At 38.1% G+C, this 16,956-nt stretch carries 15 protein-coding genes and 1 other annotated feature; of the genes, 6 read left to right on the top strand and 9 right to left on the bottom strand.

The window, feature by feature from the left end:
• Positions 1–77: 77 nt before the first annotated feature.
• A complete protein-coding gene (locus F927_RS05775; protein ID WP_005082458.1) occupies positions 78–749 on the top strand; it encodes a response regulator in 672 nt (223 codons plus the stop codon).
• Complete coding sequence (locus F927_RS05770; protein WP_005082456.1) at positions 746–2,131, top strand: ATP-binding protein; 1,386 nt, start codon at positions 746–748, stop codon at positions 2,129–2,131. The genes F927_RS05775 and F927_RS05770 overlap by 4 nt, the downstream gene beginning before the upstream one ends.
• A gap of 280 nt (positions 2,132–2,411) precedes the next feature.
• Here F927_RS05770 and F927_RS05760 read toward each other — a convergent pair whose 3' ends face one another.
• The 5 genes from F927_RS05760 to F927_RS05740 all read right to left on the bottom strand — a co-directional run bounded on the left by F927_RS05760 (position 2,412) and on the right by F927_RS05740 (position 7,630).
• Positions 2,412–3,641: an OprD family outer membrane porin gene (locus F927_RS05760; protein ID WP_370736368.1), complete on the bottom strand. Its 1,230-nt coding sequence runs from the start codon at positions 3,639–3,641 to the stop codon at positions 2,412–2,414.
• A 111-nt stretch (positions 3,642–3,752) separates the two neighbouring features.
• A complete protein-coding gene (locus F927_RS05755) occupies positions 3,753–5,090 on the bottom strand; it encodes an MFS transporter (RefSeq protein WP_004639587.1) in 1,338 nt (445 codons plus the stop codon).
• A gap of 108 nt (positions 5,091–5,198) precedes the next feature.
• Positions 5,199–5,900 carry a fumarylacetoacetate hydrolase family protein gene (locus F927_RS05750; RefSeq protein WP_004639588.1) on the bottom strand — a complete coding sequence of 234 codons (702 nt, stop codon included), beginning with the start codon at positions 5,898–5,900 and terminating at the stop codon, positions 5,199–5,201.
• Between the two features lie 36 nt (positions 5,901–5,936).
• Positions 5,937–6,572 carry a maleylacetoacetate isomerase gene (gene maiA / locus F927_RS05745; RefSeq protein ID WP_004639590.1) on the bottom strand — a complete coding sequence of 212 codons (636 nt, stop codon included), beginning with the start codon at positions 6,570–6,572 and terminating at the stop codon, positions 5,937–5,939.
• Complete coding sequence (locus tag F927_RS05740) at positions 6,569–7,630, bottom strand: cupin domain-containing protein (RefSeq protein ID WP_005082450.1); 1,062 nt, start codon at positions 7,628–7,630, stop codon at positions 6,569–6,571. Before F927_RS05740 ends, maiA begins: the two co-directional genes overlap by 4 nt.
• Before the next feature lie 154 nt (positions 7,631–7,784).
• Here F927_RS05740 and F927_RS05735 point away from each other — a divergent pair, with 154 nt between their 5' ends.
• Positions 7,785–8,675 carry a LysR family transcriptional regulator gene (locus F927_RS05735; protein WP_004639595.1) on the top strand — a complete coding sequence of 297 codons (891 nt, stop codon included), beginning with the start codon at positions 7,785–7,787 and terminating at the stop codon, positions 8,673–8,675.
• A 375-nt stretch (positions 8,676–9,050) separates the two neighbouring features.
• Here F927_RS05735 and F927_RS05730 read toward each other — a convergent pair whose 3' ends face one another.
• Positions 9,051–11,609: an AAA family ATPase gene (locus F927_RS05730; protein ID WP_005082447.1), complete on the bottom strand. Its 2,559-nt coding sequence runs from the start codon at positions 11,607–11,609 to the stop codon at positions 9,051–9,053.
• Between the two features lie 172 nt (positions 11,610–11,781).
• On the opposite strand from F927_RS05730, the gene xseA reads away from it, so the two are divergent.
• The 3 genes from xseA to F927_RS05715 all read left to right on the top strand — a co-directional run bounded on the left by xseA (position 11,782) and on the right by F927_RS05715 (position 13,980).
• Complete coding sequence (gene xseA, locus F927_RS05725; RefSeq protein ID WP_005082446.1) at positions 11,782–13,041, top strand: exodeoxyribonuclease VII large subunit; 1,260 nt, start codon at positions 11,782–11,784, stop codon at positions 13,039–13,041.
• The gene (gene xseB / locus F927_RS05720) at positions 13,034–13,228 is read left to right on the top strand and encodes an exodeoxyribonuclease VII small subunit (RefSeq protein WP_005082444.1); all 195 of its coding nucleotides are present in this window, start codon (positions 13,034–13,036) and stop codon (positions 13,226–13,228) included. Before xseA ends, xseB begins: the two co-directional genes overlap by 8 nt.
• Before the next feature lie 332 nt (positions 13,229–13,560).
• A complete protein-coding gene (locus tag F927_RS05715; RefSeq protein ID WP_228127574.1) occupies positions 13,561–13,980 on the top strand; it encodes a cupin domain-containing protein in 420 nt (139 codons plus the stop codon).
• Between the two features lies 1 nt (position 13,981).
• Here F927_RS05715 and F927_RS05710 read toward each other — a convergent pair.
• The 3 genes from F927_RS05710 to F927_RS05695 all read right to left on the bottom strand — a co-directional run bounded on the left by F927_RS05710 (position 13,982) and on the right by F927_RS05695 (position 16,863).
• Positions 13,982–15,201 (bottom strand): IS3 family transposase gene (locus F927_RS05710; protein WP_111841927.1). Its coding sequence is split into 2 segments (ribosomal slippage): positions 13,982–14,925 and positions 14,925–15,201, totalling 1,221 coding nucleotides; the frame shifts between segments, so codons are not numbered across the junction.
• Positions 14,810–14,926 (bottom strand) — a sequence feature (AL1L pseudoknot). Its footprint overlaps the gene before it by 117 nt.
• A gap of 79 nt (positions 15,202–15,280) precedes the next feature.
• Positions 15,281–15,775, bottom strand: a complete 495-nt coding sequence (locus F927_RS05700) for a CC0125/CC1285 family lipoprotein (RefSeq protein ID WP_005082439.1) — start codon at positions 15,773–15,775, stop codon at positions 15,281–15,283.
• 191 nt (positions 15,776–15,966) lie between these two features.
• On the bottom strand, positions 15,967–16,863 hold the full coding sequence (locus F927_RS05695; protein ID WP_005082437.1) for a recombination directionality factor: 897 nt from the start codon (positions 16,861–16,863) through the stop codon (positions 15,967–15,969).
• Between the last annotated feature and the right edge of the window lie 93 nt (positions 16,864–16,956).

The following is a 16,956-nucleotide window of genomic DNA, read 5'->3' as shown; positions in this document are numbered from 1 at the left end:
TATCTGGGACATAAAATTAACAGGACATTAAGAGCTGTTTTTGTTTATAAAATGGCTGTGTTAAATGAGGAAACACTATGTTTGTCGTACTTGTTGAAGATGATGCCTATATTGCCCAAAGCATTGTTGCGGCACTGGACTATTTAAATATTTCAGTTGAGCATGTCGATACAGCCAAAGCAGCGGATTATTTTATTCGTAACAGTGCAGTAGATTTATGCTTACTGGATTTGGGATTACCTGATCAGGATGGACTTGATTTATTAAATACATGGCGTAAAGATCAACTCCATACACCTGTTTTGGTACTCACAGCACGTAATCAAACCCAGCAATGTGTAGATGCCTTAAATATCGGAGCAGATGATTATTTAACCAAACCCTTTGACTTAAGTGAGCTGATTGCTAGAGTCTATGCTTTGGCAAGACGTAATCGTGGTTACTCCTCAAATGTGCTACATATGGGTGATTTAGAGCTACATCAAGATACACAACAGGTGCACTATCAAGGACAACTTCTTACCCTATCCAGGCGGGAATATAGTTTGCTAGAAGCCTTTATGCTTTATCCCAATCAAGTATTAAAAATAGAACAACTGATTGATAAAATTTATGGTTATCAGGACAGTATCGAAAGCAATGCTCTCAATGTGCATATCCATCACCTTAGACAAAAACTTCACCCTAGTATGATTCAAACAGTTCGTGGCGTAGGCTATATATTCAAAGAGCCAAAACAAAGTATATGAAAAGTTATAGTTTAAAATGGCGACTAGTTTCTATCATTTTAGTGGTCTTTGTTATCTTATGGTCACTGGTATTCTGTTGGCTTTATTTTGCACTGGAGAAACGTCTACAAAGCACAATGGATGAACGCCTTTCTGCCTCTGCACATATGGTTGCGCGTTTAATTCAGCAACTTCCTGTAGATGAGATTAGTAATACAGTGAATGCCATAGAACAAGATTCCGATACCCTAAATGTGATCGCTTGTCAGGTTTCATTATTTAGTTCTAATGTTTCAGCCAACCATCAGGTAATTACCAAAACACAAGGTTCACCTGAAAGTCTAAGTACACGAAAAGCGGGCCTAAGCACATGGTCAGAAAATGGGGTGGAATGGCGTAGTTATGTCTTACAAAAAGGACAGATACAGGTTGTGGCTGCAGAGAAATTACAACTACGTTATTCTTTACTCAAACAGATCTTACAATCAGTATTAATCCCTTTAATCATGACATTGATTTTATGTATTTTCTTAATTCTATGGATTATACGGATTGAGTTTCAACCCTTAGATCAAATTACACAACACTTAAGCCATAAGAAACAGCATTTATCCGATGCAGCCACTTATTTACTAGAATTAAAAACCCAGAATATCCCTAAAGAAATTCAGCCCTTTGTCGATGGTTTGTTGGAGCTTATACATAACCTACACCAAAGTCTTGAAAATGAAAAAAGCTTTAGTGCTTTTGCTGCTCATGAGTTACGCAGTCCACTCACAGCAATCAAAACTCATGTTCAACTTAGCCAACTTATGCTGAGTCAGAATAAGCTCACACATGACAAAATTAGCTTCAATCTCAAACGGGCAGAAGTCAGTATCCAACGTTATGAGCAGTTATTGGAACAACTACTATTACTGAGTAAAACTGAAATACAACCTCAACATAGTTCAATGGAATTCTCAGACGTCGCCCATACACTACAACAGGTCATTTCTGAACTTGAGCAGAAATACCCTGACTTGTCAGAGCATCTCAATATTGATTGGGGAAGCTTTTCCACAATCAATCTACCTCAAGCAGTTTTGGCGGTTGTTCTTAAAAACCTCATTGAAAATGCTTTTTTACATGCACAGTCTACAACCCTTACTCAAGTGTACATGGAAAATAATACTTTAGTTATTGCTGATAATGGTCAAGGCCTAGCAGATGATGAACTCGATTTACTCACACAGCGATTTTGGAGAAAATCGTCTAAAAATGATGGATATGGTCTAGGTTTGTCTTTGGTCAAATTATTAATTGAAAAATATATGTTCACAATTTTATTTACACACAATAAACCGAGTGGTTTAAAAGTGATGGTTTTAAAAAAGGAAAATCACAACAGATACACACTGTGACTTTCCTTAGCAATTAGTATGTAAATATGAGTACATGTTTAAACAGCAATGCAATCAGTAATAGGCCATTAAAGCTTGATTGTAAAAAAGCAATTGCTAATACAATAGATTTTATAAGCAGGCTTATCCATCTAAAAACTATATTTTTGAATAAGCTTATAGAAATAGGTTTGTGTAACAAAGCCGTACCAGATAGAAATCAAATACTAAAATTTATTTTCATGATAAAAACAATAAAGAAGAGTGCCCAAACACTCTTCTTTAACAAGATTGGTATCGATTAAAACCGCTTCGTATAGTTCAAAAAAAAGCGATCTTCACCAAAGTCATTACCATATTTAACCTTATAATCAACACGTAAATATTGAATTGCAAAACCCTTTAAATAAGGTTGTTGAAAGGTATAATTGACCAAGACATTGGATTCAGTTTCATGATTGTTCTCACCAGTAGCCGTTTTAAATTTGTGGCCATAAACATATTTCACCATGGCATTTAGACCTGGCAAGTAATCTTTAAAATCATAGCCATACATCACATGATACGACCTTTCATTCTTCTTAAAAAAGCCTGTGGCATTCCAGTTAATAAAATACAACTCTGGCAAAAAACCATCGGGTAAAGGATATGCCGATTTACCAACAATCTGTTGATAGCCCAAACCAAAGCTTTGATTATTCACTTTCAGCATTTCTAATACACCGATATTTTGCGCATCAATCTCAAAGTTAGGGCCATCATTCTTGGCACTGAAATACTTTAACTTGGAGTTAAGCGAAAAAGTTGGCTGTTTCCAACTATGCTCCAAGCCCAAGTAGTGCTTGTTATATAAATCTTCTAAATTACCAAAATAGTATTCTGCTTTCAGTGCTGGAGTCACTTGATAACGTAGGTCAAGATAATTCAAGCCATCGGAGTATTCTGTTCGACCGTTAGAGGTAAAAGAAAATTTTCGAAAATCCTCCTCATTCCGTGGAGATACTTTTTCCACCCGACCCAGTTCAGCATAAAGTTGTTCCGAAATCTGTGACTTTAAATTAGTTCCCCAATACGAAGTAATAAGCTGCCGACTTGCATCTGAAGTGGTGACAGGCAAGTCCAACCATAACTCCCCAAGACTCAACAAGGTTTTATCATAACCCAGTTTTAAAGTTGCCCCATATTTTGAATAATCAGCGGCTTGAGATTGTGTTCGTGAATCAAAAGGTAACATCATGTCACTGACATGCCGATCTCCACTTAAACGTACAGCATATTGAACTGAAGCATCTGCACCAATTCGAAACGGCTTGTCTGCTATCATTAAAGGTGTGTCATGTAAGTTTGAGGTATAAAATAGAGATATACCTTGAGACCAACTACCAAAGTTTTTAACGTTGGGATTATCATAATCCCGATATAGATAGGCATTCTTCAAGTTAAATTTCCATTCATCTTGAATGGCTTGGGTTGGATCTGCCGCCCACAACATTGAGCTACTGCCAGACATCCATAACAGTATGCTCAACATGAAAGTTTGCGTGTTTAAATTGTACATAGAAAGAATCATCCATAGCTGGCTGCTGTACCATCCATTGGCACAGCAATCTTTTTTTTATTCGGAAAATATTTGATTTCAGCTTTACATTGTCGCAACGACAGGCTGTTCTTTTTTAAGACGTTTGATCAGCAATAATGAAATCGCTGCACAGAAGGCAGGAATAGCAAGAATACTGAGAATGGCAAAACTAGAAAGATTCAATGACATCATCCAGCCCCCCATGATTGAGCCTACTACAGACCCAACACGTCCTACAGCATTGGCCCAACTCACGCCAGTTGCACGGCAATGTGTTGGATAAAAACTGGATGAAAAGGCATTTGCTCCAACCTGTGAACCGCTAATACCAACACCCACACCAAACATGGCAAACATCAGCAATATAGTATTGGTTTGTTCGATCCCCAGACCTAAACAAATCAGAAACACTCCCCCAAAGGCATAGGCTGCACTTAAAATTTTAGTCGCATCCATTTTATCCATAAGTAAACCTAAGACGATGGCACCGATCGTTCCTCCAATCTGAAAGATCGACGTTAGCCATGAGGCGTTGGATAAGTTGAAACCTGCGTTGGTGAGTAAGGTCGGCATCCAGCTAGAGATCATATAAATGATCAGCAGACTCATAAAAAATGTAAACCAAATCAAGAAAGTACCTAAAGCTAAACCTTTGCTAAATAAGTCTTTAAGGCTTGATTTTGCCACTTCATTTTTAGGTGGCACTAAGCTTGGAATCTGTGTGATATTTGGCGCCATACGACGAATAATGCTTTCAATTTTTTCGGCACTTTTTTGTTTCAAAACCAGAAAACGCAGAGATTCAGGCAATAGATAGTATAAAAAAGGCACTGTACATAAAGGTGCAATTCCCCCTATCAATAAAATGCCATGCCAACCAATATAAGGGAGCAGCTGTGCCGACAAAATCCCCCCCAGCGCAGAGCCAATGGTAAAACCACAAAACATCATAGTGACTAAATTGGAACGGCGGGAAGCTGGTGCATATTCTGAAGTTAAGGTAATGGCATTAGGTAAAGCCCCACCTAAACCGAGCCCAGTGAGGAATCGCCAAATAATTAGCGTTTGCAAATCTGGTGAGAAAGCGGCAAATAGGCTAGCACAGCCGAACATAACCACAGAGCCAATCAAAATCGGTTTACGACCGAGCTTATCTGACAAAGGGCCAAAAATCAGTGCACCTGCCATCAAGCCAAATAAACCTGCACCAAATAACGGTGCCAGATCTGTGGCTTGTAATCCCCACTCGGCTTTCAATGCGGGAGCAATAAAACCCACTGCTGCGGTATCAAAACCATCAATTGCAACAATTAAAAAACACAACCAAATGATTAATTTTTGCAAAGCTGAAAGTGGTATTTCATCGATGAAACTTTGTACGTCTATGGTTTTTTGAGACATAACAACTCCTGTTACCAATATATTGGCCAGTGCAATCCTTACTGAAGGTGCTCAACTGTATTTATTGTTTAGTATGAGCAACCATTTAAACCACTGAGATCAAATGAGTTATTTCACATTAACGGTAATACCTGTTAAACCCGCAATCTCAGCACGCATCACATCTCCCTGAACTACAGCACCAACCCCTTCAGGCGTGCCTGTAAAAATCAAGTCACCTGCTTTAAGTTCGAATAGAGTAGAAAGATTGGCAATAGTCTCGGCAACCGACCAAATCAAGTGGGAAATATCACTGTGTTGTACAGTTTCACCATTCACAGTCAAATGAATCTCGGCCTGATTAATTTCACCCCTGACGTCCATCGGATGAATGGGGCCAATCGGAGCAGAGAAATCAAATGCTTTACCAATTTCCCATGGACGACCCTTTTCACGCATACTCATTTGTAAGTCACGGCGAGTCATATCCAAACCAACGGCATAGCCAAAAATGTAGTTCGTGGCATCTTCGACCGAGACATTTTTAGCATCGCGCCCTATTGCCACTACCAATTCAATTTCATAGTGATAGTTTGAGGTTTGACTTGGATAAGGTATTGCTACCGCATCTTGATTGACAGGTACAATTGACTCTAAATCGTTGGGCTTACAAAAGAAAAAAGGTGGCTCACGATCTGGATCAAAGCCCATTTCACGTGCGTGGGCAGCATAGTTACGTCCGACACAATACACACGGCGTACTGGAAATTGCTGATCTGAGCCGTGAATAAACAGACCCGCTGGTGTCATTGGCTGGAAAATAAAAGTCATGGCATATTCCTTGTTGATATAAGTTAAATAAAAGCCTTAAAACGCATCTGCCTGCTGTTCAGGTGCAGCTTTTTGGAACGCGTCGAGAGTCATACAATGCTGATAAATTTCATTAATTTTAGGATAAGCGGAAAGATCGACTTGAAACCGTTGTGCTGATACCACTTGTGGAATCAGATAAGCATCCGCTATGCTGACTTGCTTGCCATAGCAGAACTTTTCCCGAGTAGAATCTTCAGCCAATATTTGCTCTAAGGCTGAAAAGCCATCCTGAATCCACTTAGTACACCAAGCTTTGATCTGGTTCTGATCCAGCCCAAGCTGGCGTAAATATTCGAGTACACGCTTATTGTTTAGAGGATGAATGTCACAGCCAATCAAGGCCGCAATGGCACGTACCTTCTCTTTACCTAGCACATCTGCTGGCAACAGAGCCGGTTCAGGGTATTGCTGTTCTAACCATTCAATAATGGCGGGACTTTGTAATAATCGCCCCACCTCAGTTTCCAAGACTGGAACAAAACCCTGAGGGTTTAGAGTTTTAAAAGTAGTCTTTTGATGCTCATTTTTAGCCAATGAAACATAACTTGACTCATAATCCAGACCTTTAAGATTCAGAACAATGCGAGTACGGTGCGATGTGCTGCTACGAAAAAAGCCATACAGTTTCATAGGCTTACTCCTGCAACATGACGTTCACGTACCGAATAAAGCCCTAATTTACGTTGCAACGGCGCCTCATCAGCAATAAATACATAGCATGGCTGTCCATATGTATTGATTAAATCAATAGTAGCAAAACACGGTGCACATGCAGTATCGGCCTTAGTCAGATGGAAGTCTTGTTGATCAATCTCGATAGTCAAGCCACCTTCAATCACATGGAAGACTTGTGCAGTAGAACGTAAAGGCAAAGACAGCACTTCATTTGGTCGGAGTAGCAAAGCTGAGTAACCCAGAATGTTCTGGCAATCTTTACCTGTTTCAGGATTTACATATGCCACATGTAGCGGCTCCTGATAACCATCTTTTTCAGCTAAGGCATCCAATACTTTTTTGGTATCTTCCCAGGCATAACGCATCATCGGATAAGAGGCATCTTCACGACTAAAATGTGGTGTTGGCACAACACCCGCCGCATACTGAGGGGTAGAACCTTGATTAATTCGATCGATCTCCTGACGACGACCTTCTTCTACAAAAGAGGCTTCCATGTAGTAAACCAGTGGTAAATCAAGGATATCCATCCATATCACTGGTTGATCACCATCATGTCCATGTTCATGCCATAACCCTGATGGGGTCAGGATTAAGTCCCCATGTTCCATCATGCACTTTTGCCCTTCAACCGTAGTATAAGCACCTTCACCTTCGACAATAAGACGTACCGCATTCGGAGCATGTCGATGTGCGGGCGCCCATTCTTGGGGAAGCAGTAATTGCATACCAAGATACATCGCAGGACTGGCTTTCATATTCTCCAAGCCATGGCCAGGATTTGCGAGTGCCAACACTCGACGCTCGGCCTTTTCAATCGGCGTTAATTCTCCTGCTTCAAGCAACAGTGGTTTAATCTGTTGAAAATACCAAGCCGTTGCAACCGTTTGCGGTCGTGGTTTATGAGGTGGAATAAAACTTCTTAGGTTGGGCCACAATGGCACCAAGTTTGATGCATTTAGTTCTTCACGATAACGTTCTGGTAGCTCTTCGAGCTTGCCTAACTGTTCCATATGTCATTCCTTTTTCTGCCCACGAAGCACAATACTAATGGCGATAATTTCATCAATTTTCGGTATTGGCTCAATGTAGCAATAAGGATGTGTTGAATCTATGCAAAAAAAACAATAGGCTGTATTGATAAAATCAATACGGTAGTTCATTGACATGTTTGATCTAGATACAAGGCTACTAAAAATTTTTTTTGAAATTTATCAGCATAAAAGTATTTCTAAAGCAGCAGAACAACTTGGCATTGGTCAACCCACTTTGAGTATCGCGCTAAATAAACTCAGGGCTCATTTTCGTGATCCGATGTTTGTACGTATTGAAAATAAAATGCAGCCAACTGAGCTTGCCCAACAAATCTACCCTATGGTGGTGGAAATCTTAAACCGATTGAAGTTAGTTCAAAATTACAATATTGACTTTGATCCCCAAACTTCGGCTTATAGATTCCGTATAAGTATGACTGACATCAGTCATTTAGTGTTTTTACCGCGTCTGATGAATTATATGCATCAGCACGCACCCTCAATTCGACTGGAAATTTTACCGATTGATAGTCAAACTGCACCGATGATGTCGAATGGAGATATTGATCTCGCGATTGGGTTCCTACCTCAATTAGAAGCTGGTTTTTACCAACAAACTCTTTTTCAGCAGCATTACACCTGCATCTCCAGCCAACAACATCCAAGACTAGGAACCAGCCTATCTGCGTTGGAGTTTGCTCAAGAATTACATGTCGATGTTTTGGCAACTGGGGGACATTATGTCGTAGAACATGAACTGCAAAAACATGGCGTCAACCGAAATATTCTAGTGCGTTTACCCAGCTATTTGGGAGTCGGTCTGATTGTCCGAGACACTCATGCAATTGCCACTATTCCCAATTATCTGGCACAAGTGTTAATGTCACAAGGTGGGTTAAAAAGCTTCGACCCTCCTTATAAATTCCCTCAATTCAGCGTCAAGCTGCACTGGCATTCACGCGTCCATCAGACACCAAGTAATCAGTGGTTAAGACGGATTTGCTTTAAACTCTTCTCAGCCTAACTCTGATTCTGGTCAAAACGAACAGAAAATCGTCTTCAGACGTGTTATGCAAACACAAGATCAGCTAAGAGATGGGCGAAATTACTGCTTGCTGAACGTGATTAACAATATGATAGAAATTCAGAACATCGATTTTCAGTCCAATGAGGTTCTAAATTATTCGATTCAATCCAAAATTTGATGAAGGATAGGTTGAGGGGTAAAATCACAGATAAAAAATAAGCCCTTGTAAAAACAAGGGCTTATTTAGATATTTGGCGGAAGCGGTGACAGTCACATTAAAAATTCAATTAATTGATTAATATAAATAAAAATATTTTAATTTAGTTTTTTACTGCTATTTTTACTACAAAAAAATTTATCTTAATATTTTTATTATGATCTCCTCTTCTTCAAAGTTGAGAAGTAAGCTTCCAAGTTTGCTATATCACTTTCTAATTCATTTGCATCAGGAAAAGCTCCTGAAATCCCTTCTGACATATCATGACCATTCATATAAGTGCTACATTTACTCATTGCAGAATTTATAGTTGCGATGTCAGAATCAGTAATATCTTTTAAATATCTTACATTTTGTGTTTTCACTTCTCTATTGAAACGCTCAACTACTCCACGAATTAACCATTCCTCAATAAGCCTTTCCCACGTTTCACGCATCAGCCCATATATAATTCCAGCATCTTGTTGGTATTGTTCATCTGACTCCTTAGCTATTTTTCTCGCTCTAACTAGTTTTTCTTTAAGTTTTCCGATTCTTTTATCAGTTTTCAATGCATCCCAAGGCGGTGTACCAATACAAATCCCTGTTTCAGTTTTATTTCTAGTAATAGCTTGAATTACTATTTCCTCAGCTGTTTCTTGAAGCATTTTTAAAAATGGTAAATCATGAGTAAATACAATTACCTGTCTAAATTTTGATTCTTCTGTAATTCTTGTCGCAAATTTTAATCTCCAGATATGATCTAAAGAATTTACTGGGTCATCAAAAATAATTGCAGATTTTCTATCATCTGTTGTTAGCTCAGCAAAAAAACTTGCTAATGCAATACACTTTTGCTCACCTTCACTAGCTATTTCAAGTACGTTCAAATTATTTTCAGCAATTTGGACACTAAAATTTTGATTACCTTTAACCCCTTTTGTTAAAGCATTAATTTTAAAATGTTCAAACCCTAATTTTTTTAACTCGTCATTAAAAAACTCTTGTATCCTTCCAAGAGGGCTAGTATTACATATCTCATTATTTAATGATGTAATCGTTGATGTTGAAGTGGAGCGTTTAATACGAGTATAACAATCTATCTTTTTTGCTTTTTTTATTTCAGCTTTAATTTGATCTTTGAGAGTCAAAATTTTCTCCCTATCCTCAATCTCTTTGATTCTTAGGTTTTTATTTTGAATTAATATCAACTTTCCCTCATCATCTAAGACTAATTTTTCAGCCTCTTCAAGTTTTTTAATGTGCATATTTAATCTTGTTAACGCTTCCACCTCTATTTCTGATAATCCGAAGACAGGTTGATCTTGTAATAGATTATCACCCCTCTCTTTTAAAGCATCAATTAAATTATAAAATAGTAGACCTAAAGAGTTATCTTTTTCATTAATTTCTGCAAGAATAGCTTTATAAGGCTCAATTGAGAAGTTAAGCACTCTAATTTTCCCAAGTTCAATTTCCCAATTTTTACTTGCTATAGAAGAATCCTTCTGTAATTCACTTTGAAGATAGCTGTCAAATAACTCTAATCGTGAAACAGCGTTTATATCTAATTCTTGAAGACAAGTAGGACAAGCATCTCCTATTTGCAATGTGTCATTTTTATAACTATCGCTATTTTCTATAAAACTTTTAACTGCATTCATCATGACCAACCATTGATCAGAGCCTAGATTAGATATTTTTAAATTAGAAAATGTAGAAATACTAAATTCGGTTGCTGCAAGATTAGCTCTGTTTTTGACATCATAAATTGATTTTAGTCTAGTTATTGATTCCAAATTTAGTATTTGAACTAAATTAGTTAAAAAAATCTGTAGAGGTAATAATCTCAATCTTCTTTTTTGATAGTTTAATCTCAAAGTCTGTGGAGAATTATTATTTAATTCAATAACTTCTTTTCTTAACTCACTTAATTCATTGAGCTCATTCTGAGTTGCACAAAGTAAATCTACCTCTTCTTCAGTTAACAAGTGGCTTATAACTAACTTACTCGGAGTCGTACCGACATTCATTGAAGGTAAAATAGGTAAAGGTGAATATATAACTTCTTCAGCTTTCGCTTTATCTAAGATAAAAGCGCTAGCTATTAACAATTCATCAAGTAGCTTCAATGCTGTTGGTTTGAAATCCAAAATTCCTGTCTTTGTTAAATAGTGTATTGATGAATCAGAGTCAAAAACTCTAATTGCTTTAAGACGAGGGTGCGGTTCTATTTGCGTATTCCATTGAACTAACTCTAGCTTCTGATTAGACTGAACTTGAATTTCTGCTGAAGGAAATCCAGCCGTCCCTTTAAAAACATTGTGTTTTAGTTCTGGTATTTCTCCTCTTGTTAAGCACGCATTTTTAAGAATTTTGGCATAACTTGACTTGCCTACACCATTATTGCCATAAATTACAGTTAATCCCGTAGCCGAAAACTCAATTTTCTGCTGTGATGCTAATGCTGAGATATTCTCAATATTTCCTATAGAGATTAATTTATTTTCTTCTATTTCTGTATGATACCCTGTAGCTTTTGCGGGTTTTACTAATACTGAATAATCTGGACATTTATCTTCAAGACCATATTCCATTTTCGCCACTAAATAAGCAACTTCTAGTTCAGTCGTAGACAACTTACCAAGTTCAATCGCTTTATTTAATGTATATCGCCACCAATCAGGTTTTGCTTTATTATTTACAAATTCACATATTTTTGTTGCGACTGGCATTATTTTTCCTTAGTTATTAGTTTTTTAAATTAAGTTCAATATAATATTTAGTATGAAAGTTAACAAGATACTATCAGGATAATTAATGAACAGATTTTTTTATACAAGCTGATTTGTTATAGATAGTTTTATTTGCTACCTTTAAATACATAACTAATCAAAATTTAATCAAATGTCCCTACCTCAATTTTCCCTCAGCAACTATCTATCTACTATACAGGAAGTCATTCGCCTGTCCTTTGATGAGCCTGTATGGGTAAAGGCTGAGATACGCAACCTGAGTATCAAGGGTGGACACTACTATCTTGAGCTGGCTGAAAAGGAAGAGGATACAGACAAGGTTATTGCAAGCTGTAAGGCAACAATCTGGAAATTCACCGCCGTAAAAATAGTGACGAAGTTTGAGCGTGAAAGTGGCATTGACCTGTCAAAGGGCTTAAATGTTCTGATTAAAGTCAAAGCTCGTTTTGATCCTCAGTATGGGTTTTCAGTCAACATTGAAGAGATCGACTCCAGCTTTACATTGGGTGATATTGCCAAACGCTATCAACAGATTCTTGCTCAATTAACTAGTGAAGGCTTAGTAAATCTCAATAAGTCACTCCCTGCTCCTTTTGATATTGAAAATGTATTTGTGATTGCACCAGAGAATGCTGCTGGCTTGGGTGATTTTAAGAAAGATGCTGACGCTCTGAAGAAAGCTGGGGTTTGTCACTTTGTCTATCATACAGCGACATTCCAAGGTAATACTGCGGCAAACAGCATTATGGAATCTTTAGGCTCAGGTCTACGTCAATGGGCAAAGAACTACTCAATACCTCCTGATCTTATCGTCATCATTCGTGGTGGTGGCGCAGTCAATGATTTAGCTTATTTAAATGACTATGAACTTGCTGCCCTACTCTGTAAACGAAAAGTCCCAATTTGGGTGGGTGTCGGGCATGAAAAAGATCAAACCATTTTAGATGAAATCGCTCATCGTTCTTTTGATACTCCAAGTAAAGTAATCGCAGGTATTCGTAATCTAATCTCAGAACGCGCTCAGGATGTATTGGATTCTCTGCAAACGATTAAATTACGCTCTCAACATCAGATTATCGCCTATCAAAGTCAAAATGATCAGTTGATGAGTACCATCAAAACCTATGCCCAGAATCAGCTCAATGTTGCAAATAAGAATCTTGATTTAGTTAAATCAACCACGCAATATTTTGCTCAGCAGCAGATTAAACTAGCATCCACACAGATTGAGTCTTTAATGCGTGAGACCTTATTGCAGAATCCTAAAAATGTTCTTGCTAAAGGCTATGCTATTGTTCGTTATGAAGGCAAAGCAATCCATTCTATCCATCAAGCCAATTCATCCATTTCGATTGAGATGCAGGATGGGCATATACATGCCAACGTCAGTGAGGTAATCAGTAATGAGTAAGAAAGAATTAAGCTTTAAAGATGGCTATGAATTACTAAAGAAGAATGCTGCCCTGTTAGAAGCACAAGAAGAACCTGACATCGATAATTTAATGAAAATCGTTGAGGAATCCATGTCAGCGTACAAAGCCTGCAAATCACGCGTGGATGCCGTGCAACAGGCTTTGAATGAGACTTTCAAAGAATAAATATCTTTTCTTGAAGGTATTTACGAAATCATTAGATATTCACTGTTCACAATAAAATTAGTGAATACTATTTACAATGTCCCAACGGGCTTACTCTATAAGTCTCCTAAACAAACTATTTGTGAAAATTACTGATCTATCTTTTATCTAATTATTACAACCACTCCTTATGTCTAATACAAACTTCTAATACATTCAAACTCATCTTTTTTCTTCTATACATGCACAGTAATTGGTCTAGCTTTTTCAATAGAGTGGAGAAACTATTAAATACGAATTTTGACCATTTGGGAAACAAGAATGTCCCTCAAGAATAAGTAACATATCTTCAAGTGAATAAAAATAAAAGAGAACCAATAAGAGCAAATCATGTAATGGAAAGAATTTTACATATACCAACTCAAAACTGGGAAGCCCCCCCCATTTTCGATAAAGGAATTGAACAAATCGTTATCGAAGATTCATTAGATATCGAAAAAAAGACAGGTATAAGAACCCGCTTTGTACGTTTCAACTCAGGTGCAGCCACTAAAACAGTATTTGTACATGATTATCACGAAGAAGTTTATCTAGTCTCAGGCGATCAAATCCTCTTAGACAAAAATACTTTGGAGATGAAAAAGAACTATACAGCTGGTGAATATTTTTTAAGACCAGCTGGAACAGAGCATGGGCCTTTCAGTAGCGAAACTGGCTGTATTTTGCTGGAAATTCTGAACCGTACCGGGTTTGTCGGAGACTTTTTTATTTAAGTTAGGCCACCTGACCTAACGGGTTAATCTTATCATAGTACATTGCTTCAAACTCAAAAGGCGATACATAACCCAGTGCACTGTGTACACGCTTTTTATTGAACCAATATACCCAGTTTAGTGTCGCAAGTTGTACATCTGCTAAACCTTGCCAATCTGCTTTTAAATATTCAATCACCTCTGTTTTGTATAAGCCATTCACCGTTTCAGCCAGAGCATTATCGTATGAATCACCAGTTGTACCGACTGATGCTCGTAAATTTGCAGCTTCTAAACGATTGGTATAGCGAATAGAAAGATATTGAACACCTCTATCGGAATGATGAATCACATTCTTTGGCATGCCTCGATCGTGCAATGCTTGCTCAAGTGCATCGAGCACCATATCTGTATTCATCCGTGTAGATACTTTCCATCCAACAATTGCTCGTGAGAACACATCAATAACAAATGCGGTATATACCCAGCCTGAATGAGTTTGAATATACGTAAAGTCACTGACCCATAATTGGTCAGGTCGATCAGCACTAAAATTCCGTTTCACTAAATCATCTGCTCGTTTTTGATCATCTCGGCTGCGGGTAGTTTGTTTGTTCTTACCACGCCAAACACCTTGTATATCTAGCTTCTGCATCAATCGAGCAACTGTACAACGTGCAATAACATAGCCTTCACGTTTCAATTTTTGCCAGACTTTACGTACACCATATCGACCTGAACTTTCTTTCCAAATACGTTTGATTTGTTCTGCATGATGTAAATCATGCTGAGCACGTTTCGCTCGATGTTCTGGGTTATCAACGAGATCTAAAGCCCGATAATAGGTCGAAGCTGCAATCGGTAAAATTCTACAAATCGCTTCAACACCATATCGATCTTTATTGTTATGGATAAAATCCACCATTATTTGTGTGGGCGGTCGAGCTCCGCCTGGGCGAAAAAAGCGGCTGCTTTACGTAGAATTTCATTGGCACGTTTTAATTCTTTAATTTCACGTTCCATTTGCTTCATTTTTTCTTGGTCAGATATCTGTTGTACTTTGGCAGGATTTAGTTGATCCATATGCTTTAAATACCAAACACGCAATGTTTCAGGAGTACAACCAATCTTAGGTGCAATAGCTGTGATTGCTGCCCAAGTAGAAGGATAATCTTTTTCAGATTCAATTAGTAATTGAACCGCTCTTTCTCTAATTTCGGGGGTATAGTTTGGTTTTTTCATCGGAATAGTCTCTCAGAATATTGACCCTCCGACAAACCCGGTACGGTTCACTAATCGACATACTTAGACTGTTAACAAGTTAACGCCAACTATTTGGTACTTTAAACCTCCCACTACCACTAGGTAAATCTGAACTCAATACATATTTAACATTAAAAACTAATCCGGGTAAGACTGTATTCGGCTTCTCATTAAAGCAGACATAAGTATTTCGACTTGAAGGTTTTACTAAGCGATATCGAGTTCCCACACTTGAAGTATAGTAAACACCACCTTTGTCCGTCATAAGACCAATATTCGTTTTTGATGTATTTTGATCATAAGTCTGACTATTATTGTTTATTGCCGAATAATAGCTGCACCCTAAAGATTTTGATACTTCGGCAGCTTTTCTAATTGCATATTGTGTTGCTACAGACTTTTGAGTATACCCATTTACAGAAGCTTTCACTTCAAAAACATTATCATCAATAATCGTACTTTCAACTCCCCCTGAAGCTCCCATATTTTGATATGGAGTAGTACATCCTTGAACTCCTAAAGCGAGCAGACTAAAAAATAAAAAATTTTTCACGCAATCACCTGCTTAACATTAATGTAAAAAAGATTCCCTAAATAAAAAAAATCCCGCACCCTTGGGGAAGAGCGTGGGATTACGACATTGCTATTCCATTGGAGAATGTATCGTTAAGTGTGCTTTTTATCACAAAACCAAATAAATAATAAACAACACATCACAAAATAAATACAATTCTGTATTTCCATTTAATTCAAAGCCTGAACCGACTGCTGCAAGCCTTTCTGAATATCCTTTACATTTGTGAGCTCATGAGTCTGATGTTGCTGATCTGGTTTAGATTCATCCGTATAAAACTCCTCAACAATATCCATCCCTTCTTCACCGCCCACTTCAAAGCTCGCATTGCCATAGCCCTGCCGTGCCACATGATCCAATGCCTCCTGATAAAATCCTGCTGCCTTACTTTGTTCATCCATCTGTTTGGCTGAAGTAATTGCATCTTTCAGGTTAGTTCCATCCCGTAAAGTTAAATCCACGTAGTAGATCGGAGTACGATAGCTTTGCGTGGTGCTTTTACCTCTCAGTGTGAGTTGCAAAGGTAGACATGACAGCAAGTCGCCCGATGCTGCATGGTAATAACGGAGTCGTGCTGCTAAGGTTCGAATGCTATTAAAACCTGTGGTCCTAAAGATGAAGGTGCCAAACTCATCTGATTCATCTAAATTGACGTAAAGTCTGCCATAGGGTTTACATAGTCCACCTTGTGCCAGTGGACATAGATCAGGAGATGGGCATGGATGTTGTTCAATGCCATTTTGTCCCAATCGCTGACAAGTTTCCCCATTACCCGTACAGATCACTCGCCCGGTTTGTCGGTCAAATAAAGTGTACTCTGCACGTAGGTTTAGTTCGGGATCATTGAAGAGCATCCGCACTGGAATGCTTCTGAGTTTTTGATTCGGTGCCTTAGCCCTTAGTTGTTCATCGAGTGGATGTTTGACCCAGCCATCCTTATTTTGGATTTGGCTAGTAATGGTAAATTGGTCATCCTTTTCAGGGAGTCGTTTGCCATTCTTTTCGACGATCTTGCCGATACTGATACGTCCTAAAACGGGTGGTGCAATTGCTAAACCTTTAATCATGGTGATGTCCTCAATATAGATGTATAAATAAAATTTGATGCATAAAAAAATCCCACACCTATTTGGGTATGGGATCGATAGATTTCTTTGTTG

Origin of the sequence: Acinetobacter haemolyticus CIP 64.3 = MTCC 9819, from assembly GCF_000369065.1 — a bacterium.
In the GTDB taxonomy this organism is placed as follows: Bacteria; Pseudomonadota; Gammaproteobacteria; order Pseudomonadales; family Moraxellaceae; genus Acinetobacter; species Acinetobacter haemolyticus.
This window is presented reverse-complemented; position numbering and strand designations above follow the sequence as displayed.

Bases quoted from the DNA above. Each gene is read 5' to 3' on its own strand.
- F927_RS05775 (WP_005082458.1), top strand. From the start codon at position 78: ATGTTTGTCGTACTTGTTGAAGATGATGCCTATATTGCCCAAAGCATT.
- F927_RS05770 (WP_005082456.1), top strand. From the start codon at position 746: ATGAAAAGTTATAGTTTAAAATGGCGACTAGTTTCTATCATTTTAGTG.
- F927_RS05760 (WP_370736368.1), bottom strand. From the start codon at position 3,641: ATGTTGAGCATACTGTTATGGATGTCTGGCAGTAGCTCAATGTTGTGG.
- F927_RS05755 (WP_004639587.1), bottom strand. From the start codon at position 5,090: ATGTCTCAAAAAACCATAGACGTACAAAGTTTCATCGATGAAATACCA.
- F927_RS05750 (WP_004639588.1), bottom strand. From the start codon at position 5,900: ATGACTTTTATTTTCCAGCCAATGACACCAGCGGGTCTGTTTATTCAC.
- maiA (WP_004639590.1), bottom strand. From the start codon at position 6,572: ATGAAACTGTATGGCTTTTTTCGTAGCAGCACATCGCACCGTACTCGC.
- F927_RS05740 (WP_005082450.1), bottom strand. From the start codon at position 7,630: ATGGAACAGTTAGGCAAGCTCGAAGAGCTACCAGAACGTTATCGTGAA.
- F927_RS05735 (WP_004639595.1), top strand. From the start codon at position 7,785: ATGTTTGATCTAGATACAAGGCTACTAAAAATTTTTTTTGAAATTTAT.
- F927_RS05730 (WP_005082447.1), bottom strand. From the start codon at position 11,609: ATGCCAGTCGCAACAAAAATATGTGAATTTGTAAATAATAAAGCAAAA.
- xseA (WP_005082446.1), top strand. From the start codon at position 11,782: ATGTCCCTACCTCAATTTTCCCTCAGCAACTATCTATCTACTATACAG.
- xseB (WP_005082444.1), top strand. From the start codon at position 13,034: ATGAGTAAGAAAGAATTAAGCTTTAAAGATGGCTATGAATTACTAAAG.
- F927_RS05695 (WP_005082437.1), bottom strand. From the start codon at position 16,863: ATGATTAAAGGTTTAGCAATTGCACCACCCGTTTTAGGACGTATCAGT.